This is a genomic window from Flavobacterium palustre (assembly GCF_014639535.1).
GTDB classification, from domain to species: Bacteria; Bacteroidota; Bacteroidia; order Flavobacteriales; family Flavobacteriaceae; genus Flavobacterium; species Flavobacterium palustre.
This window is the reverse complement of record NZ_BMGA01000002.1, coordinates 18,536-39,017: the sequence shown is the minus strand read 5'-3', so window position 1 is coordinate 39,017 and position 20,482 is coordinate 18,536. Positions and strand designations below refer to the sequence as shown.

19 protein-coding genes and 3 tRNA genes are annotated in these 20,482 nt (G+C 34.9%); 10 read left to right on the top strand and 12 right to left on the bottom strand.

Features of this window, described 5'->3' with window-relative positions:
- Positions 1-122: 122 nt before the first annotated feature.
- Positions 123-1,217 (bottom strand): redox-regulated ATPase YchF, encoded by a 1,095-nt coding sequence (gene ychF, locus IEV84_RS04945; RefSeq protein WP_188493576.1) that lies wholly within the window; start codon positions 1,215-1,217, stop codon positions 123-125.
- Between the two features lie 322 nt (positions 1,218-1,539).
- Here ychF and IEV84_RS04940 point away from each other — a divergent pair, with 322 nt between their 5' ends.
- Positions 1,540-2,283: a class I SAM-dependent DNA methyltransferase gene (locus IEV84_RS04940; protein WP_188493046.1), complete on the top strand. Its 744-nt coding sequence runs from the start codon at positions 1,540-1,542 to the stop codon at positions 2,281-2,283.
- Between the two features lie 43 nt (positions 2,284-2,326).
- Here IEV84_RS04940 and IEV84_RS04935 read toward each other — a convergent pair whose 3' ends face one another.
- On the bottom strand, positions 2,327-2,677 hold the full coding sequence (locus IEV84_RS04935; protein WP_066330057.1) for a 4Fe-4S dicluster domain-containing protein: 351 nt from the start codon (positions 2,675-2,677) through the stop codon (positions 2,327-2,329).
- Between the two features lie 135 nt (positions 2,678-2,812).
- Here IEV84_RS04935 and IEV84_RS04930 point away from each other — a divergent pair, with 135 nt between their 5' ends.
- The 6 genes from IEV84_RS04930 (at position 2,813) to IEV84_RS04905 (ending at position 7,643) form a co-directional block, all read left to right on the top strand.
- Complete coding sequence (locus tag IEV84_RS04930; protein WP_188493044.1) at positions 2,813-3,871, top strand: acyl-CoA reductase; 1,059 nt, start codon at positions 2,813-2,815, stop codon at positions 3,869-3,871.
- Between the two features lie 92 nt (positions 3,872-3,963).
- Positions 3,964-5,034, top strand: coding sequence for a 3-phosphoserine/phosphohydroxythreonine transaminase (serC, locus tag IEV84_RS04925; RefSeq protein ID WP_066330059.1), 1,071 nt, complete (start codon positions 3,964-3,966; stop codon positions 5,032-5,034).
- 103 nt (positions 5,035-5,137) lie between these two features.
- Entirely contained in the window at positions 5,138-6,088 is a 951-nt protein-coding gene (locus tag IEV84_RS04920) for a D-2-hydroxyacid dehydrogenase (RefSeq protein WP_188493042.1), read from the top strand.
- Between the two features lie 100 nt (positions 6,089-6,188).
- A complete protein-coding gene (locus IEV84_RS04915) occupies positions 6,189-6,746 on the top strand; it encodes a hypothetical protein (protein ID WP_188493040.1) in 558 nt (185 codons plus the stop codon).
- 123 nt (positions 6,747-6,869) lie between these two features.
- Positions 6,870-7,307, top strand: a complete 438-nt coding sequence (locus IEV84_RS04910) for a DUF6146 family protein (protein WP_188493037.1) — start codon at positions 6,870-6,872, stop codon at positions 7,305-7,307.
- Positions 7,308-7,340: 33 nt separating this feature from the next.
- Complete coding sequence (locus IEV84_RS04905) at positions 7,341-7,643, top strand: DUF6787 family protein (protein ID WP_188493035.1); 303 nt, start codon at positions 7,341-7,343, stop codon at positions 7,641-7,643.
- A 25-nt stretch (positions 7,644-7,668) separates the two neighbouring features.
- Here IEV84_RS04905 and IEV84_RS04900 read toward each other — a convergent pair whose 3' ends face one another.
- The 4 genes from IEV84_RS04900 to IEV84_RS04885 all read right to left on the bottom strand — a co-directional run bounded on the left by IEV84_RS04900 (position 7,669) and on the right by IEV84_RS04885 (position 11,832).
- On the bottom strand, positions 7,669-7,947 hold the full coding sequence (locus IEV84_RS04900) for a putative quinol monooxygenase (RefSeq protein WP_188493033.1): 279 nt from the start codon (positions 7,945-7,947) through the stop codon (positions 7,669-7,671).
- Positions 7,948-8,210: 263 nt separating this feature from the next.
- Complete coding sequence (locus tag IEV84_RS04895; RefSeq protein ID WP_188493032.1) at positions 8,211-9,848, bottom strand: sodium:solute symporter family transporter; 1,638 nt, start codon at positions 9,846-9,848, stop codon at positions 8,211-8,213.
- 267 nt (positions 9,849-10,115) lie between these two features.
- A complete protein-coding gene (locus tag IEV84_RS04890; RefSeq protein WP_188493030.1) occupies positions 10,116-10,970 on the bottom strand; it encodes a fumarylacetoacetate hydrolase family protein in 855 nt (284 codons plus the stop codon).
- Between the two features lie 97 nt (positions 10,971-11,067).
- A complete protein-coding gene (locus IEV84_RS04885; RefSeq protein ID WP_188493028.1) occupies positions 11,068-11,832 on the bottom strand; it encodes an SDR family NAD(P)-dependent oxidoreductase in 765 nt (254 codons plus the stop codon).
- A gap of 281 nt (positions 11,833-12,113) precedes the next feature.
- On the opposite strand from IEV84_RS04885, the gene IEV84_RS04880 reads away from it, so the two are divergent.
- A complete protein-coding gene (locus IEV84_RS04880; protein ID WP_066329802.1) occupies positions 12,114-12,983 on the top strand; it encodes an AraC family transcriptional regulator in 870 nt (289 codons plus the stop codon).
- On the opposite strand, the gene IEV84_RS04875 is transcribed toward IEV84_RS04880, so the two are convergent.
- From IEV84_RS04875 to IEV84_RS04860, 4 genes are all read right to left on the bottom strand, one after another.
- Entirely contained in the window at positions 12,984-15,095 is a 2,112-nt protein-coding gene (locus IEV84_RS04875) for a TonB-dependent receptor (protein ID WP_229732612.1), read from the bottom strand.
- A 110-nt stretch (positions 15,096-15,205) separates the two neighbouring features.
- A tRNA-Arg gene (locus IEV84_RS04870) sits at positions 15,206-15,279 on the bottom strand.
- A 29-nt stretch (positions 15,280-15,308) separates the two neighbouring features.
- Positions 15,309-15,386: transfer RNA gene (locus IEV84_RS04865), tRNA-Pro, on the bottom strand.
- A gap of 14 nt (positions 15,387-15,400) precedes the next feature.
- Positions 15,401-15,484, bottom strand: a tRNA-Ser gene (locus IEV84_RS04860).
- Positions 15,485-15,731: 247 nt separating this feature from the next.
- On the opposite strand from IEV84_RS04860, the gene IEV84_RS04855 reads away from it, so the two are divergent.
- Together IEV84_RS04855 and IEV84_RS04850 are read left to right on the top strand one after the other, a co-directional pair.
- Entirely contained in the window at positions 15,732-16,910 is a 1,179-nt protein-coding gene (locus IEV84_RS04855; protein WP_188493026.1) for an acetyl-CoA C-acyltransferase, read from the top strand.
- Positions 16,911-16,923: 13 nt separating this feature from the next.
- Positions 16,924-17,685, top strand: a complete 762-nt coding sequence (locus tag IEV84_RS04850) for a C40 family peptidase (RefSeq protein WP_188493024.1) — start codon at positions 16,924-16,926, stop codon at positions 17,683-17,685.
- Between the two features lie 77 nt (positions 17,686-17,762).
- On the opposite strand, the gene IEV84_RS04845 is transcribed toward IEV84_RS04850, so the two are convergent.
- Positions 17,763-18,617, bottom strand: a complete 855-nt coding sequence (locus IEV84_RS04845; protein WP_188493022.1) for a CvfB family protein — start codon at positions 18,615-18,617, stop codon at positions 17,763-17,765.
- Positions 18,618-18,842: 225 nt separating this feature from the next.
- Positions 18,843-20,426 (bottom strand): family 43 glycosylhydrolase, encoded by a 1,584-nt coding sequence (locus tag IEV84_RS04840; RefSeq protein WP_188493020.1) that lies wholly within the window; start codon positions 20,424-20,426, stop codon positions 18,843-18,845.
- Positions 20,427-20,482: the final 56 nt, after the last annotated feature.

The window sequence follows — 20,482 nt, the reverse complement described above, 5'->3', positions numbered from 1 at the left end:
TAAAAAGTATTGATTTGGGTTGTATAAAATAACAAAAAAAACTTAACAAAAACAAAAAAAACCTACAAGATTAATTGCAGGTTCTTTTTCATCTATTTAATCATGTGTTATTTTAAAAAACACTACACATTAAACCTAAAGTGCATTACGTCACCATCCTTTACAATGTATTCTTTTCCTTCCACACGCAATTTTCCAGCTTCCTTCACTTTAGATTCCGAACCATAGTTCGAAAAATCTTCATAAGCAATTACCTCCGCACGAATAAAACCTTTTTCAAAATCGGTGTGGATAACTCCAGCCGCTTTGGGAGCAGTATCTCCAATGTTAATGGTCCAGGCACGAACTTCTTTTACACCTGCCGTAAAATAAGTCTGTAAATTCAATAATTTATAAGCCGCACGAATCAATACTGCCGAACCCGGCTCAGTTAATCCTAAATCTTCCAGGAAAACCTGACGCTCTTCGTAACTTTCTAATTCGGTAATATCAGCCTCAGCACCAACAGAAAGCACAATTACCTCTGCATTTTCATCTTTTACTAATTCACGTACCTGATCTACATATTTATTTCCGTTTACCGCCGAAGCTTCATCTACATTACAAACATATAAAACCGGTTTGGTAGTAATCAATTGGAATTCTTCCATCAAAACCTCTTCTTCATTCGATTGCGGAACAACTGTTCTAGCAGATTTTGCCTGTAATAAAGCGTCTTTAATTCGGTCCAAAAGCGCTTTTTCAGCCTGAGCTTCCTTATTTCCGGTTTTAGCCGCACGATTTACTTTTTCCAAACGTTTTTCAACCGTTTCTAAGTCTTTCAACTGCAATTCGATATCTATTGTTTCTTTATCACGAATAGGATTCACATTTCCATCAACGTGTACAATATTATCATTATCAAAACAACGCAAAACATGAATAATCGCATTACACTCCCGGATATTTCCAAGAAATTGATTCCCCAAACCTTCACCTTTACTGGCTCCTTTCACTAATCCTGCAATATCCACAATATCAACAGTTGCCATTTGTACTCGTTCCGGTTTTACTAATTCTTCCAATCGGGCAATTCTTGGATCCGGTACATTTACCACACCAATATTAGGCTCGATAGTACAAAATGGAAAATTGGCACTTTGCGCCTTAGCATTTGACAAACAATTAAATAAAGTTGATTTCCCTACATTTGGTAATCCTACAATTCCTGCTTTCATGATCGTATTGTTTACAGCCGGCGCTTTTATCACCAGACTTTTTTTTAGTTTTTTAATTTAAACGGTTGCAAATATAAGATATAAAAATCTATAGATAGCATATTTGCAAAATTAATCCAACACTACTTTCAAGACCGCAAAACAAGCCCCCAAAATACTTTTTTCTTATCTTTTTTCTAATTCTAAGCCGGTAATTTTAAAATTACAAAACCAATGTTTTCAGCAAAAAATCTTATCTTGCAATTGCCCTTTTCAACCGAATTAACTTCGATTTATTTAAAGATTTTATAGCAAAGCTATCAATAACTAATTGTATATTATTATGACCAGTATTTATCCTGATAAAATGGCCGAAATATATGATGCTATGTACCAAAGTTTCATAGACTACGACAGGGAATATACTTTTTACAACAACTTACTGCAAAAAAACAAACCTAAAAACATCTTAGAAATAGGCAGCGGAACCGGGAATCTGGCTCAACGCTTTATCGAAAACAAACAAAACTACATCGGTCTTGATTACAGCAAAAGCATGATTAGCATTGCACAAAAAAGGAATCCCGGATGTCACTTTATTCACGCCGATATGCGCGATTTTAATCTCGAAAAGAAAGTTGATGCTATAATTATCACCAGTCGTTCTACGAGTTACTTAATTTCAAACAACGACATCAATGATACTTTTAACTGTCTGCATAACAATCTTAATACAGATGGTGTGATAATTTTTGATTTCATAGACGCCAACAGGTTCATTCCATATATCAAAGAAAACAGCCCTATTATTCACTCAGCCCAACACAAAGATGTTAATTATAGTCGAAAAAGCAGTTGGGAAGTAAGCCTGCACGACAATTTTCTACTCGAATGGACCGCTAAATATTATAGTGACACAATAGACGACACTAAAATAATTGCAAATGACTACGCCACCGTAAGAGTCTTTACACTAAACGAAATACAGCTATTCCTCTATCTCAATCACTTTGAAATCATTGAAATTATTGACAGAAAAACTTATGCTTACGATACTTTTGTAATTGTAGCGCAAAAAAAATCCTGAGTGGTTCACTCAGGATTTTTAAATTGAAATTATATATAATCAACTATTCATTATGCAAGAAAGCCTGTCTGTTTAACAAGGTTTCTTCATCCTCTACATGATTATCATCAGGAACACAACAATCCACAGGACATACAGCAGCACATTGTGGCTCGTCATGAAACCCTTTACACTCTGTACATTTACCCGGAACAATATAATAAACTTCATCAGAAATTGGAGTTTGAGCCTCATCAGCATCTACTTCAGTTCCGTCTGGAAGCACTACTTTTCCTTTTAATGTTGTACCATCTTTATATCTCCAATCGTCAGCTCCTTCATAGATTGCTGTATTTGGACATTCCGGTTCACATGCACCACAATTGATACATTCGTCTGTTATGATAATTGCCATTTTATTCTGTATTTATTTTTTAAAAGTTAAAATCACACAACCAAAAAAACATTTGATAGAAGACTTTTGACTTTCGACTTATTAAATCTTACTTTTGTGCAAAATTACAATCAAAACATTTCATAAACAAACATTATGACATTAGAAAATAAAAAAAATGCGTTTATCGAATTGGGAAAATTTTTAAGTCAATTTTCCGAAGCCGAAAATAGTCCCAAAAAAGACGTTTTAGGCAATGCTGTTTTTTTTGATTCCTTTGTTGATTTAATTCACTTATCTCAATCTCATAATGGCTGGTACACACCTGAACAAGTGTATTATGCAATTCAATCCTGGGCAAATGCCCTGACTGAAGAAAATCTGAACACCTGGTTAAACGCTTATGATTTTACGAATGTAAAACCAAAGAAAATTGCACTGATATTAGCCGGAAACATTCCGCTGGTTGGTTTTCACGATTTTCTGTCGGTATTAATCACCGGACATGATGTTTTGGTAAAAACATCATCAAATGACCAACATTTATTGCCTTTTTTAGTCAAATATCTTATCCATATCAAACCGGAATTAGCTAATAAAATCACTTTTAGCGAAGGAAAATTAGAAAATTTCGACGCTGTAATTGCCACCGGAAGCAACAATACCGCCCGTTATTTTGAATATTATTTTAAAGACAAACCGTCTATTATTCGCAAAAGCCGAAATTCTGTTGCTATTTTAAACGGAGAAGAAACCAAAGAGCAATTAGTAGCTTTAGGCGAGGACATTTTTAGGTATTTTGGACTAGGATGCCGCAATGTTTCTAAACTTTTTGTTCCAAAAGGATATAATTTTGACGCTTTTTTCGAAGCCATGTTTGAATATCAGGATATTATCAAATATGAAAAATATGCTAATAATTATGATTACAACAAAGCTGTTTTCCTAATGAGTAATTTCAAATTATTAGACAATGGTTTTTTAACTATCAAAGAAGATAATAGCCACGCCTCTCCTATTTCGAGTATTTTTTATGAATATTACGAAAACCTTGCTGATTTAGAAAAAAGACTGAATTCAGAAGCCGACAATATTCAATGTATTGTGAGTAATAATTTAGTAAAAAACAGTGTCGCATTTGGACAGACACAACAGCCTAAATTATGGGATTATGCCGATAATACCGATACTATATCGTTTTTGTTAATAACATAGATTTTTTTTTAATAATTATTATGAATAATTTAATGCTTATTCAACTCCTATTACCGAAATTTGCATTTTAATTTTTTGGACTTAAATACACCATGAAAAAACACAACTACAGCGCAGGACCATCTATCTTACCACAAGAAGTTTTTGAAAAATCAGCACAAGCTGTTTTAAACTTCAATAATTCAGGATTATCTATCTTAGAAATTTCGCACCGCAGCAAAGACTTTGTTGCTGTTATGGACGAAGCAAGAGCTTTGGCTCTTGAATTACTAGGATTAGAAGGAAAAGGATACAAAGCTCTTTTTCTTGGAGGTGGAGCAAGCCTTGAATTTTTAATGGTTCCTTACAACTTGATGAAAGAAAACGGGAAAGCCGCTTATTTAGATTCAGGAACTTGGGCTACTGCAGCTATTAAAGAAGCTAAATTCTTTGGAGAAACTGTAATTGTTGCTTCTTCAAAAGAAGACAACTACACTTATGTACCTAAAGATTATGAAATTCCTGCTGATGCAGATTATTTCCACTGTACTTCTAACAATACCATTTTTGGTACACAAATGAAATCATTCCCAAAAACTAATATTCCAATGGTTTGCGATATGAGTTCAGATATCTTTTCAAGAGTAATTGATTTTTCTCAATTTGACATTATCTATGCCGGAGCTCAAAAAAACATGGGACCTGCAGGAACTACCTTAGTAGTTGTTAAAGAAGAAATCCTTGGTAAAAACGGTCGTGTTATCCCAAGTATGTTAGACTACGCTAAACATATCAAAGCAGACAGTATGTACAATACACCACCTGTTTTCTCTGTTTATGCTTCTTTATTGACTATGAAATGGATTAAAGAAAAAGGCGGAGTTGCAGCTGTTGAAAAATTAAACAACGCAAAAGCGGAATTACTTTACGGAGAAATCGACAGAAATCCATTATTTAAAGGTGCTGCTGTTGTTGAAGACCGTTCTAATATGAATGTTACTTTCTTACTAACTAACCCGGAGCACACTGAAACATTTGACAAAATGTGGAAAGAAGCCGGAATTTCAGGATTACCTGGACACCGTTCAGTAGGTGGTTACAGAGCTTCTATCTACAACGCTATGCCAATTGAAAGCGTACAAGTGTTAGTAGATGTAATGCAAGCTTTAGAAAAAAACGTTTAAAAACAAAACATACAAATAAAGAGAACGATTAAAGGTCAAAAACTTTTAATCGTTCTTTATTTCAACCAAAAAGAATTCGAATCTTTAAAAATAAAAAAAAGAAATGAAAGTATTAGCAAACGACGGGATTTCAAAAAGTGGAATCTTAGCTTTAGAAAAAGGTGGTTTTGAAGTAATCACTACAAAAGTAGCTCAGGAACAAGTAGCTAACTTTGTAAACGAAAACAACGTAAGCGTAGTTTTAGTAAGAAGTGCAACTAAAGTTCGTAAAGATATTATCGATGCTTGTCCAGGACTAAAAATCATCGGTCGTGGTGGTGTAGGTATGGATAACATTGATGTGGATTATGCTAAAAGCAAAGGAATTCACGTAATCAATACTCCTGCTTCATCTTCAGAATCTGTAGCTGAATTGGTTTTTGGTCATTTATTAACAGGTGTACGTTTCTTACACGATTCTAACAGAAACATGCCTTTAGAAGGAGACACTAAATTCAACGATTTGAAAAAAGCCTATGCTAACGGTGTTGAATTAAGAGGTAAAACTTTAGGAATTGTAGGTATTGGTCGTATTGGTCAGGCTACAGCTAAAATGGCTCTAGGTTTAGGTATGAAAGTGATTGCTGCGGATAGTTTTATTCCTCAGGTAGATGTAAAAGTTGAATTCTTTGACGGACAATCTATCACTACTACCATCAAAACTCAGTCATTAGAGTCTGTATTCGCTGAATCAGATTTCATCACATTACACGTTCCTGCACAAAACGGTTATATTGTAACCGAAAAAGAATTCGCTACAATGAAAAACGGAGTTGGAATTGTAAACTGTGCTCGTGGTGGAGTTATCAACGAAGTTGATTTAGTTAAAGCTTTAGACAGCGGAAAAGTTGCTTTTGCCGGTTTAGATGTTTTTGAAAACGAACCAACTCCTGCTACTCAACTTTTAATGCACCCAAAAATCTCTTTGACTCCACACATTGGAGCTGCAACTGGAGAAGCTCAGGACAGAATTGGAACTGAATTAGCATCTCAAATCATTAGCATTTTGAGCTAATAGTTTAAGAATTATATAACACAAAAGGACTCTTTATCAATTGGTAATGAGTCCTTTTTTCATTATATTTGATTAAACCATTTAAAAAAAAAAAAAGCTCATGTTAGAACAATTAAATCAACTAGTACAAGAATTTGGACAAGATGCTGTTGTAAAAAACGAGGCTATCCCAAACGAACAAAATGAGGCAGTTTTGAAAGAAACCAGCAATTCTATATTTTCAAGTTTACAAAAAATAGCAACCGAAGCTGATTTATCTCAAATTGCGGGCTTATTACAAGGTAAGGACATTAATAAAAATGATCCCACTATACAAAAAATCACCGATGAAGTATCCAATTCATTGACTCAAAAATTAGGAATTAATTCTACTACTGCCATTAGCACAGCTACAAGCATGATTCCTAAAGTACTCAGTTCCTTAATTAACAAAGCTAATGACCCTAAAGATAAGAGCATCAGCCTTTCCGGATTACTGGATGCCTTAACCGGTGGCGACAGTCCTGAACATGCCAGCATCATGGACGCTATAGGTAAATACGGACTTCATTTTGGTTTAGATCAAAACTCCGATGGAAAAATTGACTTAGAAGATGCCAAAGAACTAACTAAAAAAGGAGGTTTAGGCGGAATGCTGGGAAAACTTTTCGGGAAGTAAATATCAAATAAAATTCTTTTAAAAATGCCATTTGTCTTATTCACAAATGGCATTTTTGATAAAAACCGACTTATATCAGCGATTTAATTCGTAAATTTAAGTAACTCAAATCCGGCTAATATCATGAAAAATAAACTTTACATATTAACATTGATTTTAGGACTCATACTACTAAGTTGTGCCAGTCAAAAAACAACTATTCCTCAAAAAGAAGCTTTAACTTCGGGCAGTAACGACACAATTAAAATTGCTAACAAAGACTTAGAATATGAAGTAATCATTATTGATCCCGGTTTTAATATGTGGCTTAATTCTATGGCCTATCCTCGTGGCTTTTACACCCAAAGTTATTTAGAAAACAAAAACAGATTATACATAAACGAATGGAATAATCGCTTTTTGCAACCACAACGTTACAGCAGAAATTTATACGAAATGACCATTGATTACGACCCTAATATTGATTATGGCTATGAAGTAAATTATTTGATTTACAATTATATGATTTATTTTCAAAATAATTACCGTCAAAAACTATGGGGTCACGTTCCTTTAAGATAATCTTTACTACATTTGTTATCATTATAAATAAAGATGAAGGGATTAAAAAAACGTTGGGGAATTACTTCTAATTTTCAACTTACAATAGTTTTTATCGTTTTTGCCATTACAGGATCAGCTTCGGCATGGATTTCAAAACCAGTATGTATTTGGTTAGGAATCCTTAAAGAGGATTTTGGTTTCTGGCACACTCCTATTCGTCTCATTTTAATTTTTCCTTTATACCAAATTCTCTTAGTTCTAATTGGTTTTTTGTTTGGCCAATTCAAATTTTTCTGGGCATTCGAAAAAAAAATGCTTCGCAAAATGGGATTGGGTTTTATATTCAAAGACTAATCCTGAATTAAACAAAAACAATCTCTTACATTACCTGAGTAGTCTTGTAAACCTGAATAGGTGCTGCTAATAAGGTCTCACTATCGGCAATAAAATTGATTAAATACGACTGATTATTATGGATATCAAGTCCGGCCTGATCTTTCCATTCTTCCCAAATGATAAATACATTTTCGGTATAATGCAAATCATAACGAACACAAGCTGCTTCTCTCCTTGTATTGCTTACCAGATTATGAACCATTTTTTTTACTTCTTCAATGTTTTCTTTTTTGCTTTTTATAATGGCTGTAATCGAAATCATAATACTGTATATTTTAAAATTTGGCTTTAAATAATCACTAAAATCATCCTTAAAGATACTACAATTTTCTGTTATCATGAGAACAAACTATTCCGTATTTGAGAATAACTAATAGCTTTTTAGCTAAAATTTCACAGCATTAGCTTAACAAAAAAAAGGATTTCACTATTTAAAGCAAAATCCTTTTCAATCTAAAAACTAAACTATAATCTATATTTTTTTTCACTTATACTCTTTTTGAAAAGATAAAATAAATTTACCTTTTACCAAAAAACAGTATATAAAGCCACTAATACACTACAAATAATAAACGAACCAATTATAAATCCTGATGATACTTTAAACATTGATGTATCTACTTCAATTTTGTGTTTTTCATGCAATTGCTGCGGTTCCGGTTTTAAAAGACTAACCCCTACCATGATGGCAACTATCATAACAAAAGTAATACTCATTCTGTCTAAAAAAGGATAGTCAGGAAAAGCTCCGTTAGTCCACACAGGCAAAAACTTCAAAACTGTAGCAATAGGCACAGTCAACAATGCGCCTGCAAGTCCGGCATTAGCGGTAGTTTTTTTCCAAAACATTCCTAACATAAATATTGCCAATACTCCCGGAGAAAAGAAACCTACATATTCCTGTATAAACTGATAAGCCTGATCTAAAGATTTTAACGATGGAGCCACAATGGCTCCGATAAGCATCGCTACTACAACAACAGCTCTTCCCACACGCACCAATTTTTTTTCAGATGCCGTTTTATCGAAATATTTTCTGTAAATATCCAGAGAAAAAATCGTCGAGATACTATTCGCTTTTCCGGCTAAAGAAGCTACAATTGCAGCTGTCAAAGCAGCCAAAGCAATTCCTTTCAAACCTGCCGGCAATAAATTCATCAAAGTAGGGTAAGCGCGATCCGGTTTTAAAACTCCTGCGGCATCCAGCATTTCCTGTTGGAACATTCCGTTTTCATGCATCACATACATAGCAATACCAGGCAAAACTGCAATAACCGGAACTAATAATTTCAAGAAGGCAGCAAACAAAATTCCTTTTCGGGCCGTTTTTAAATCGGCTCCCAAAGCTCTTTGAACAATATACTGATTACAGCCCCAATAAGCCAGATTATTAATTAGCATCCCTCCTATAATCACTGACATTCCCGGCAATTCTGAATAATGTGGGTTTGATTTATCAAATATCATCTGCAAATGTCCCGGAGCTTTATCGGCTATAATAGACAATCCTTTAAAAATATCTTTCCCAAATCCAAACTGTTCTGAAAGTAAGGTTAATGCTAAATAAGTAGTTACCAAACCTCCCAATATCAATACAATTACCTGAAACATATCAGTATATCCAATTACTTTCATTCCTCCCAAGGTAACAATAACCGAGAATAAACTCAATCCGATAACACAAAATTCAAAACTAACAGGTGCTATCGATGAAATAGCCAAAGCTCCCAAATAAATAATCGAAGTAAGATTTACAAAAACATAAATCAACAGCCAAATTACAGCCATAATGGCGCTTACGGTATCATTATACCGTTTTGCCAAGAATTGTGGCATTGTAAAAATCTTATTCTTCAAATACACCGGAAGAATAAATACCGCTACAATAATTAATGTTGCCGCAGACATCCACTCATAAGAAGAAATTGCTAACCCAAGTGCAAAGCCCGAACCACTCATTCCAATAAAATGTTCCGCCGAAATATTAGAAGCAATCAATGAAGCTCCAATAGCCCACCAGGTAAGCGAACCCTCGGCTAAAAAATAGTCGTTCGAACTTGTAACTGCATTTTTCTTACTTCGGTAAATATACATACCATAAGAGGTGACTATTACAAAATAAATAAGGAAAACAATGTAATCTGCTGTTTGTAATGCATTCATAATTTTGTTGGTTTGGTTTATTATAGTCAATAGCGAGACTATCTACACAAAAATAGAATCTAAACCAAAGCTCAATATGGACAATTTGTGCTAATCTATGGATTGTTTTCACAAACACTTCAAATTACACAACTTAATCAAACTACCTCCTGATTAAAACAAAGGTTTTCACCCTTTTACAGCAATAAGATTTTCTAAAAAGAGAACAAAAAAAAGGAGCATTGAATCTTAAATCCAATACTCCTTTTAAAATATATTTACTAAAACTTATTTAGAATAAGCCACAGCAACTTGTTTACTAGAACCTAAACCTTCGATTCCTAATTCGATAACATCACCTGCTTTTACATAAATAGGATCCGGTTTAATCCCTAAACCTACTCCCGGAGGCGTTCCTGTACTGATAACATCACCCGGTAGCAAAGTCATAAACTGACTTAAATAATGTACTAAAAATGGAATTTTAAATACTAAGTTAGAAGTATTACTGTTTTGGAATTTTTTACCATTAACAGACAACCACATTGGAAGATTGTTTACATCGGCAATTTCATCCTGAGTTGCTAAGTATGGTCCAAGAGGTGCAAAAGTATCGCATCCTTTACCTTTTGCCCATTGACCTCCCATTTCAATTTGGAAAGCTCTTTCGCTGTAATCGTTTAATAAGCAATAACCCGCTACATAATCTAAAGCTTCAGACTCTTCAACATAACTTGCTTTTTTACCAACAACAAAAGCCAATTCTACTTCCCAGTCTGTTTTTTCACTTCCTTTTGGGATAATCACATTATCATTTGGCCCACATAAAGAAGTAGTCGATTTAAAGAAAATAATTGGTTCTGTTGGGATTGGAGCACCAGTTTCATGACAGTGGTCCACATAATTCAACCCAATGCAAATGATTTTTGAAGGTCTGGCAACAGCTGAACCTAAACGAACATCAGCTCCAACTTCCGGAAAAGAAGTACCTGCATCGATAGCCGCTTTTAATTTTTCCAAGCCATTATTCTCAAAAAAAGATTCGTTATAATCAGTTACAATTGAAGAAACATCATATCTCTTTTCTCCAATTAAAATCCCTGGTTTTTCGCTGCCTTCTGCTCCAAAACGTATTAATTTCATTTCTCTATATTTTTTATTATTATTTTTTTAATTCTAAGTTGTTAAGGTACTGCACTTTTTTTAAAGACTTAGTAGCTTAGAACCTTAGTACCTTTTTTTAGTTATTCAATTTTATAAATCCCCCGTCAATTGGATAATCTGATCCTGTAATAAATCCAGCTTCCTCACTTGCTAAGAACAATGCTAAAGTAGCAATTTCTTCCGGTTTTCCCATTCTTCCTATAGGCTGTGATTTTGATAACTTATCAAAAATTTCAGCCTCATTTCCAGGATAATTTTTAGCAATAAATCCATCTACAAACGGTGTATGTACACGCGCGGGAGAAATCGAATTACAACGGATATTTTCGTTAATATAATCTCTGGCAACTGATAATGTCATAGACATCACCGCTCCTTTAGCCGTTGAATAAGCAAAACGATCCGAAATCCCAACCCATGAAGCAATCGAAGCCATATTAACAATAGCACCACCACCCGACTTACGGAATTGAGGAATTGAGGCAAACAAACAGTTGTAAACTCCTTTTACATTCACATCCATAATTCTGTCAAAATCAGCTTCCCCAGTTGTATCCACTTTACCTACGTGAGCAATTCCGGCATTGTTAACCAAAATATGGATATTACCAATTTTTTCAAAAGTAGCTACCACCTCATCATGTTTAGCAACATTACAAGCATGTGCAAAAACTTTTCCTCCTTCGGCAGTGATTTCGTCAACTGTATTTTGAGCACTTTCGGCTGTTAATTCTATGATGTGAACTTCAGCTCCTTGTTTAGCAAATAATACCGAAATGGCTTTTCCAATTCCGCTTCCACCACCTGTTATGATTGCTTTTTTATCTTTTAATGAGAACATTTTAACGTAGTATTAAATTATTATAAATGATATTAATTTTAAAAAGGACAAATTTATAAATAAATGCTTCGTTTTCAAGAGATAAAATAGCACTAATTTGTTGTATTTTTTTAAACAAGGATTCAATTTCCTCACAACACCTAATTCATTACTGCCTTATCTATCAATTGATTACGATATTTTCATATGGCAAAATATAAAAAAATAAAGGTACTGTGCCACAACCCTAAATAATAATTCGATTTTATCCTTATCTAATTATTATTTATCTTTGAAGCCTGATGAAACTAGAGAGAACCAAAATATCGTCTTACTTAAACAGCGCCATATCTGTACATGCCAGAGAGGAATCTTTCTTTCAGGCACCCTTTCATTCCCATCCTGAATTGGAACTGGTTTATGTAAAAGAAAGTTTTGGCAAACGAATTATAGGTAATTCGGTGGATAATTTTGAATCAGGCGACATGGTTTTTCTGGGGTCCGATATTCCCCATGTTTGGTTAAACGATGAAATCTATTATCACAACATCAATAAACTTAAAGCCAAAGCTATTGTAGTTTATTTTAACAAAGATATTTTCGGTCCTGCTTTTTACGAATTAAAAGAAGCTCAAAAAATCAACAGCCTTTTTGAAAAAGCAAAAAAAGGACTTTCCATTAAAGGAAAAACCAACAAACTTATCGCTGAAAAATTAGAACAACTCGTTATCAAACAGGATTTTGAAGTTATTATTGGGCTTTTTGAAATTTTATCTGTTTTATCAGCTACCACTACTGATTTAGATTTCATAAACAGCGAAACCTATTCACCTACTAATGATTCTATTAAAAAAGACCGTCTTTCGGACGTTTACCAATACATAAAAGACAATTACAAAAAAGAGATTTCACTGGATGAAGTAGCTCAAATTGCCAATCTGACACCGACTTCTTTTTGCAGAATGTTCAAATCAAGAACCAAAAAGAATTTCATTGAATACCTGAACGAAATACGCATTTCAAATGCCTGCAAACACCTTATAGAAACCGACATGAGCGTTTCGGAAATAGCTTATGAATGCGGATACAAAACCGTTTCTAATTTCAATAAGCTATTCAAAAAGAACACCGGAAACACGCCTAAAGAATACAAAAACAAAATAGCCCGTTAATTAAAAAGTATAGACGGCATTGAAGCCACCATAATAATTCACCGGATTTCCCGAGTAATAATAACGGGCCGGAGCAGTTCCAAAACCAACAGCATTAGGCAATATACTCGCAGCATATTTCTCATTCAATACATTTAGAACTCCTGTATTGATTTCCATTTTTAACTTTTTAAGGATATAAAAAACATAACTGGCTTTTACATCAAGAAGTTGGTATCCTTTTGTTTCCTTTAAATTGGCATCATCAAGATATCTTTTACCTGTATATCGATAAGAAGCATTAAAATTCAACCCCATTGCCGTTACCAAATCCAATCCGGCATTCAATTGCACATTAGGTACAGCCGGCAACAATTTTCCTGAAAAATCAGTATCTCTGTCTACAAAATCTTTAAATTTAAAATGAGTGATTGTTCCCGAAAAATAAGGATTCAACTGAATATTTGCATTAGCATCAAATTTATAATTCACTAAAAATTCTATTCCCTGATGCGAACTTTCTCCTGCATTAATTCCCACATATTGATCTTCGGCAACCCTGCGCGCCACTAATAAATTGCCGATTTGAGTGGAATAAAAAATCAGTTCTGTATAAAGTTTCCTTCCTAAAAAGTTCCCTTTAAAACCTGCTTCATAGTTCACCCCAATTTCAGGTTTTAAATCGGTATTAATTTGTCCTTCGGCTGTTAAGGTTTCGGCAACTACCGGAATAGAAAACCCTTTGCTCAACGAAGCATAAATATTTTTGCCATCGGCTATTTTATAAGACAAACCCAATCGAGGCGACCAAATACTCTCAAAGCTGTAATTTTGTTTTGTTCCAAGCTGTGAAAAAATATCCGCCTGATTGTAATGAGTTGTATTGAATGCAATTCCGGATTCCAAATTGAGCTTTGTTGAGAGTTTGGTTTCCATTTGAAAAAAAGCATTCCAATAACGTCTGTTTTGTTCCATTTGAGCAAATCGTTCACCTTGTAAACTTCCTTGTCCGGAATTGGATTGGTACAAATTTCTAAATAGTGAAAAATTATAATTTTCCGTTATAAATTCAGTACCAACGCTAATAATATTAGGCAAAGTGAATAAATAATCCAAATAATTTACTTTGGAACGAAAACCTGCCGACTTGGTTTTATCTTCCAATATATCAAAAGGGCGTGCTTCATAAGCATTTTTCAAATTAGAAAAAAGACTAATATCAGCCGACCAACTTTCAGAAAACTGATGTTCAAACCCCAAACCGGCTAACAATTTATCATAGGATTCATAGCCTTTTGCAGCGAGCCAGGTAGCCGCCGCCGACTTCGGATTGTTATTAAAAGCATTTTCACTTATCGAACTCGGAATAAAAGCTTTCAATCTTGTAGCGATGCTAAAAAACGAAAGTATCGATTTCTTAGAAAGCTGTTGCTTAGCAAATAAATTTAATGATTGTCGGTTATAATCACTATTAGCTCGATAACCATCTTGTTGCAAATTACTATAATTAGCAAAAACAGAAGAATTTGAATCAGCAGAACCCACCGATAAAATTTGTTTTAGCAACCCAAAACTCCCAAATGTACTTCCTGATTTTGCAAAAGTAGTTTCCTGATTTAATTGCTTTGCCTTCAAACTGATGACACCTCCCAAACCGGCACCAAAACTGGTCGAATTAGGTCCTTTTATAATTTCGATTCCGCCCAAGGCTTCTAAATCAATATCCTCTAAAACCGTTTCTCCTTCGGCATCCGAAAGCGGAATTCTCTCAAAATAAGCCTTAATTCTGCTGGTTCCATATTGCGTCCTCGCCCCGATACCGCGAATCGTAATCCGATTAGTATTCAAAGCGCCCTGCTGCATGTATACACCCGGGATTTTGTTTAAAACAGGAGTCAGGATTACGCCGTCAGCCTGATTGATCTCTTTTTCACTTATAACTGAAACCGCAACAGCAGAATTTTGAATTGTATTCCGTATAGGTGAAGCAGTTAAAACTAATTCGGATAAAGAAACGGTGTCTTTTTTAACCTGACCAAAAACGGAAACACCAACTAACAAAACCAATACTACAAACAGAAAATCCTTAAGAATTTGTTTTTTGACCATAAGTAGTTTTATTTCGATTTTCATCCGCGGTAATTTCTTGATTTTGTTGTAAAAAGCAGGTTCTTGCAGCTGTAAATATAAAAACAAAAAAGTCACAAAAACAAAAAACCCCTTGAAATCAAGGGGTTTTAATGTGATTCCAGAAGGATTCGAACCTTCGACCTACGCATTAGAAGTGCGTTGCTCTATCCAGCTGAGCTATGGAACCATTTGTTTTAAAACTTTATGGTAAAGTTTTGGTCGGGGTGGCAGGATTCGAACCTGCGGCCTCCTGCTCCCAAAGCAGGCGCGATAACCGGGCTACGCTACACCCCGAGGCAAAAATTAAGCGGAGAGACAGGGACTCGAACCCTGGCGACGGTTACCCGTCGACAGATTAGCAATCTGCTCCATTACCGCTCTGGCACCTCTCCTAAGCTCAAAGAATGTATCTCGTTTTGCGGTTGCAAATGTAACACATCATCCCATTTCTCACAACTATTTTGGCGATTATTTTTATTATTTTTTTTACTTTATTTTAAATACTCTCACAATCAAATATATAGATTCGGATATCAACAAAACTATTTTTATAAAAATAGAATCAACTCTTGAAAATCTAAATTTTATACAAAAAAGACTAAATTTGCTTCTACTATACTATTAAATAATCATTCAGTCATGAGTAAAAGAATTGTTATCGTTTCAGCTGTTAGAACACCAATCGGAAGTTTTATGGGAGCATTATCCAATATTTCAGCCCCAAAACTTGGTGCTATTGCGATACAAGGAGCTTTAGATAAAATAAAACTTAACCCAACTCTGGTTGACGAAGTACTCATGGGAAATGTCATCCAGGCCGGCACCGGACAGGCACCCGCCCGTCAGGCCGCTATTTATGCCGGACTAAACAATACTGTTCCTTGTACTACTATTAACAAAGTTTGTGCTTCAGGAATGAAATCGGTTATGATGGCTGCTCAGGCCATTCAGGCTGGCGATGCCGAAATTGTTGTAGCTGGTGGTATGGAAAGCATGAGTCTGATTCCTCACTATACGCATTTAAGAAACGGAACTAAATTTGGACCAACCACTCTTGTTGACGGTATGCAAAAAGACGGTCTTATGGACGCTTACGACAATCAGGCTATGGGCGTTTATGCCGACCTTTGCGCTTCGGAATACAATATTAGCAGAGAAGAGCAGGATAATTTTGCCATTGAATCCTATAAACGTGCTGCCGAAGCCTGGGAATCGGGAAAATTCGATAACGAAGTAGTCCCTGTTGCTGTTCCGCAAAGACGTGACGAACCAATTATCATCAATAAAGACGAAGAATTCACTAATGTGAAATTAGATAAAATTCCTTCTCTGAACCCTGTGTTCTCCAAAGACGGAACCGTAACAGCCGCCAATGCTTCTACTATAAATGATGGTGCTGCTGCCTTAGTAATTATGAGCGAGGAAAAAGCAGCCGAATTAAATCTAAAACCTTTAGCTTATATAAAAAGTTATGCCGATGCTGCACAAGAACCTAAATGTTTTACCACAAGTCCTGCCAAAGCATTACCTAAAGCTTTAGACAAAGCAGGCATTTCAATTAACGATGTGGATTTTTTCGAATTCAACGAAGCTTTTTCCGTTGTAGGTCTGGCTAATATGAAAATCCTTGGTTTAGATAGTAAAAAAGTAAATGTCAACGGAGGAGCAGTTGCCTTAGGTCATCCTCTGGGATGTTCTGGTGCCCGAATCATTGTAAGTTTACTCAATATCTTAGAACAGCATAATGCAAAAATAGGAGCTGCCGCAATTTGCAACGGTGGTGGCGGAGCTTCAGCAATTGTTATTGAAAGAATCTAAAAAAGTAGAATTAATGTTTGGAATCTGTAATTTAGCCATTATCCCACTTCGATTTGAACCTAGTGACAAAAGCGAAATTGTTTCTCAGGTATTGTTTGGCGAACATTTTAAAATATTGGAAAAACACAAACAATGGTCTCGTATTAAATTACAATACGATGACTACGAAGGTTGGGTAGATTCAAAACAGTATCAGGAAATTTCAGAATCCAATTACGAACAATTATCCAAAGAAACGCTGATTTTAAATTCGGATTTAATCGAATACATTACAGGACCTTCTAACACTTTAATTCCTATTCCGCTGGGAGCTTCATTATCTTTTTTGAATAACAGCGAAATTAATACTCAAAATTACGAGTTTGAAGGCACTAAAGTCAACGGAATCAAGGACAAGAAGAACATTATCAACACTTCTTATTTATACTTAAATGCTCCCTACTTATGGGGAGGAAAAACACCTTTTGGAATTGACTGTTCCGGTTTTACCCAAATGGTTTATAAATTAAATGGCTATAAACTATTAAGAGATGCTTCACAACAGGCTACTCAGGGAGAAGCCTTAAGTTTTATTGAGGAAAGTGAGCCCGGAGATTTGGCTTTCTTTGACAACGAAGAAGGCAACATCATCCACGTTGGGATTATTATGGAAAACAATTACATTATCCATGCCAGCGGAAAGGTCAGAATTGACCGCATCGATCACCTGGGGATTTTTAATGCCGAAACTAACAAACACACCCACAAACTCAGGGTAATCAAAAAGATAATCTAAACAACAAAAGCCATCTCCTGTTTACAAAGATGGCTTTTGCTTTTTTCGAAACATCGAAAACCTTTTCAATAATTCTTTTATTCTTTTACGAGATAAATTCCGTCTTCTTTAATTTCGATCAGCTTTTCTTTGTACAAAGCACCTATGGCTTTCTTAAAAGTCTTTTTGCTCATCTTCAAAACCGTTTTAATATCTTCGGGATGTGAATTATCGTTTAGTCTTAAAAAACCACGGCTGGCTCTTAGTTCGTCCAAAATTTTCTCGGCATTAGGCTCAATACTTTCATAACCCTGTTTTTGTAACGAAACATCTATTTTGTTATCAGGTCGAATGTTTTTAATATAACCACGCATTCTGTCACCGGTACGAATACTGTCGTCATACACCTCATCTTTATACAAAAGTCCTTTGTGTTTTTCGTTGATAATCACATTAATTCCGATTTCGGTAATGTGAGAAACAATCAACTCCACTTCTTCGCCTTTTTCAACCGTAAGCGTTTCGTTATTAAGAAATTGATTCGTTTTACTTGAAGCAACTAATCGATTGGTTTTTTCGTCCATATAAAGGTAAACCAAATAGCGTTTCCCTTTTTCCATTGGTCGGGCTTGTTCCTTAAACGGTACCAGAATATCTTTTTCCATTCCCCAATCCATAAAAGCACCTACCTGATTGATGTAATTTACCCGCAAAAGCGCAAATTCATTCAACAAAATATAAGGCTCTAAAGTGGTAGCCACAGGACGTTGTTCGTGATCTAAATAAACAAAAACAATCAGTTCCTCTCCTATTTCAAATTCGTTAGGGACATATTTATTAGGCAAAAGGACATCGTGAATTCCTTCAGGATCTTTTTCAGGATCCCCTAAAAACAAACCTACTTTGGTATCACGTAATATCTTTAAGTTATTGTATTTTCCTATTTTAAGCATTTTCTTCTTTTTTCTAAGTCGCAAAGGTACAACGTTGCGGGATGATTTTGACCGCAAAGTGCGCAAAAGTTTTTCGCAAAGGTTACAAAGTTTAAAAAATATGCTAAAAAAAATTTCAGCACTCAGATTCAGCAGATTTAAAATAAAACTTTAAAGAGCTTTGCGTTTACTTTGCGCAAGTCTTTGTGAACTTTGCGGTTTATTTTTAAACCAAGAAAACTTTTTTTATTTCTTAACTAAAGTCACATCGTCAATTAAACAAAAAGCATTTGCTGTTCCATTGGCAAAAAATCCGATAGTGATTTTACCATTTTTAACCAAAACATCATCAATACGAATGGTTTTCCAAGAAACATTTTCGTCTTTCATGTCAACTTTATATTCAACACCGCCACTATTGGCATAAATTTTCAATTCGCTAAAACCTGGACTATTTTTAACTTTTGCTGTAAAAACATATACGCCATCTTCTAAAATAACATAAGGTGTCGAACTGATTTCCTGGCTGATTTCTCTTGTAAAATCAATTGTGTCGGTAATATTCAGACTTTTTTCGCCAATTACTTCTTTTCTATCCTCCTCGGTATTAAAATAATTCAATTGTGGCGAATTTTTATCTGTAATACTTATTTTATTTCCTTTTATAATTTCTGTTTTCCAACCCAAAAGTTGTTCCTGAACGGGTTTAAAACTACTCGGGATTTTATTTCTGTCGGCTTCAAAACTGCCGTTTTTCACATAATTATTATCTGCTGCTACATTCCAATTTCCGGTTTTTTCGTCCAGATTCCACGAACTTAATGAATTAAAATAGGGCTCACTTCCATTAAAAGAAAGTGGAAACCACTGATTATAACCCAAACCATTCCCCGCAAAATCGGCCCAACGGTCACCACAATACAAAACCGTTTCTTTGTCTTTTTGTTTTATGGTATAAAAAAATCCGGTTTGTGTTACATGTGCATAATCTTCTTCAGAGCCAGGCATGATTTGCATATCATTCGTTGGCAAATAAGGTCCTCTGATGTTATCGGAAACCAAATAATAAGCAAAAGAGGCATCCCAACCATAAATATTGGAAGCTGCCATGTAGTACTTGTTTTTGTATTTAAACATGCAATTTCCTTCGCGACTTGCTCCCTGAAAAATTTTAGTACAGTCTAAAATAGTCACTTTGCCGTCTTTTACTCCTATTTCGGAAACATAAATTTTATTGCGTCCCTGCCCGTAAGAATAAATCAGATAAGATTTTCCATCCTCATCCGTAAAAACGGTTTGATCGCCGGTATTGGTAGTTCCAATCCAAGGCTGCATATTTATTTTTTGATGCCAAATAAAATTCCCCACAGGAGAATCGGCTAATGCTACCAAAACCTGATTTCCGTGTTGCACAAACAAAGCATACTTATTGATTTCCTTCACAAAAGCGACTCCTAAACGTCCTACCCAAGTTCTCCTGCCGTCAGGATTAGCGGTAGCTTCCATTAAAACATCCCCTTCAAAAGTCCAGTTGACCAAGTCGGTTGAACTGTAACAGCTTACTGATTTAAAGGTGCAATGATCGTATTTTTTCACAGGCTCTTTTCTGTATTTCTCAGCCTCTTCATAATGTACACCGTACCAAAAATATTTTTCAATCCCATCTTTGGGATCTTTAAACTTAAAAACCCCACCTCCCTGACTGTAAATAGGCAATCCGTCTTTGGTATCCCAAAAAACATCATTTTTAATGTTTTGATTTTGTGCTTTTGTTTCAATTGAGAAACACAATAGCACCAAAGTAATCCCTAATAATTGTTTTTTTAACATAATTGAAAAATTAAAAAGCTAAGATATAAGAGTTCAATCATACAATTGTCCTGTAC

Excerpts from the sequence above, each read along its gene's own strand:
- ychF (WP_188493576.1), bottom strand. The coding sequence starts at position 1,217 with ATGAAAGCAGGAATTGTAGGATTACCAAATGTAGGGAAATCAACTTTA.
- IEV84_RS04940 (WP_188493046.1), top strand. The coding sequence starts at position 1,540 with ATGACCAGTATTTATCCTGATAAAATGGCCGAAATATATGATGCTATG.
- IEV84_RS04935 (WP_066330057.1), bottom strand. The coding sequence starts at position 2,677 with ATGGCAATTATCATAACAGACGAATGTATCAATTGTGGTGCATGTGAA.
- IEV84_RS04930 (WP_188493044.1), top strand. The coding sequence starts at position 2,813 with ATGACATTAGAAAATAAAAAAAATGCGTTTATCGAATTGGGAAAATTT.
- serC (WP_066330059.1), top strand. The coding sequence starts at position 3,964 with ATGAAAAAACACAACTACAGCGCAGGACCATCTATCTTACCACAAGAA.
- IEV84_RS04920 (WP_188493042.1), top strand. The coding sequence starts at position 5,138 with ATGAAAGTATTAGCAAACGACGGGATTTCAAAAAGTGGAATCTTAGCT.
- IEV84_RS04915 (WP_188493040.1), top strand. The coding sequence starts at position 6,189 with ATGTTAGAACAATTAAATCAACTAGTACAAGAATTTGGACAAGATGCT.
- IEV84_RS04910 (WP_188493037.1), top strand. The coding sequence starts at position 6,870 with ATGAAAAATAAACTTTACATATTAACATTGATTTTAGGACTCATACTA.
- IEV84_RS04905 (WP_188493035.1), top strand. The coding sequence starts at position 7,341 with ATGAAGGGATTAAAAAAACGTTGGGGAATTACTTCTAATTTTCAACTT.
- IEV84_RS04900 (WP_188493033.1), bottom strand. The coding sequence starts at position 7,947 with ATGATTTCGATTACAGCCATTATAAAAAGCAAAAAAGAAAACATTGAA.
- IEV84_RS04895 (WP_188493032.1), bottom strand. The coding sequence starts at position 9,848 with ATGAATGCATTACAAACAGCAGATTACATTGTTTTCCTTATTTATTTT.
- IEV84_RS04890 (WP_188493030.1), bottom strand. The coding sequence starts at position 10,970 with ATGAAATTAATACGTTTTGGAGCAGAAGGCAGCGAAAAACCAGGGATT.
- IEV84_RS04885 (WP_188493028.1), bottom strand. The coding sequence starts at position 11,832 with ATGTTCTCATTAAAAGATAAAAAAGCAATCATAACAGGTGGTGGAAGC.
- IEV84_RS04880 (WP_066329802.1), top strand. The coding sequence starts at position 12,114 with ATGAAACTAGAGAGAACCAAAATATCGTCTTACTTAAACAGCGCCATA.
- IEV84_RS04875 (WP_229732612.1), bottom strand. The coding sequence starts at position 15,095 with ATGAAAATCGAAATAAAACTACTTATGGTCAAAAAACAAATTCTTAAG.
- IEV84_RS04855 (WP_188493026.1), top strand. The coding sequence starts at position 15,732 with ATGAGTAAAAGAATTGTTATCGTTTCAGCTGTTAGAACACCAATCGGA.
- IEV84_RS04850 (WP_188493024.1), top strand. The coding sequence starts at position 16,924 with ATGTTTGGAATCTGTAATTTAGCCATTATCCCACTTCGATTTGAACCT.
- IEV84_RS04845 (WP_188493022.1), bottom strand. The coding sequence starts at position 18,617 with ATGCTTAAAATAGGAAAATACAATAACTTAAAGATATTACGTGATACC.
- IEV84_RS04840 (WP_188493020.1), bottom strand. The coding sequence starts at position 20,426 with ATGTTAAAAAAACAATTATTAGGGATTACTTTGGTGCTATTGTGTTTC.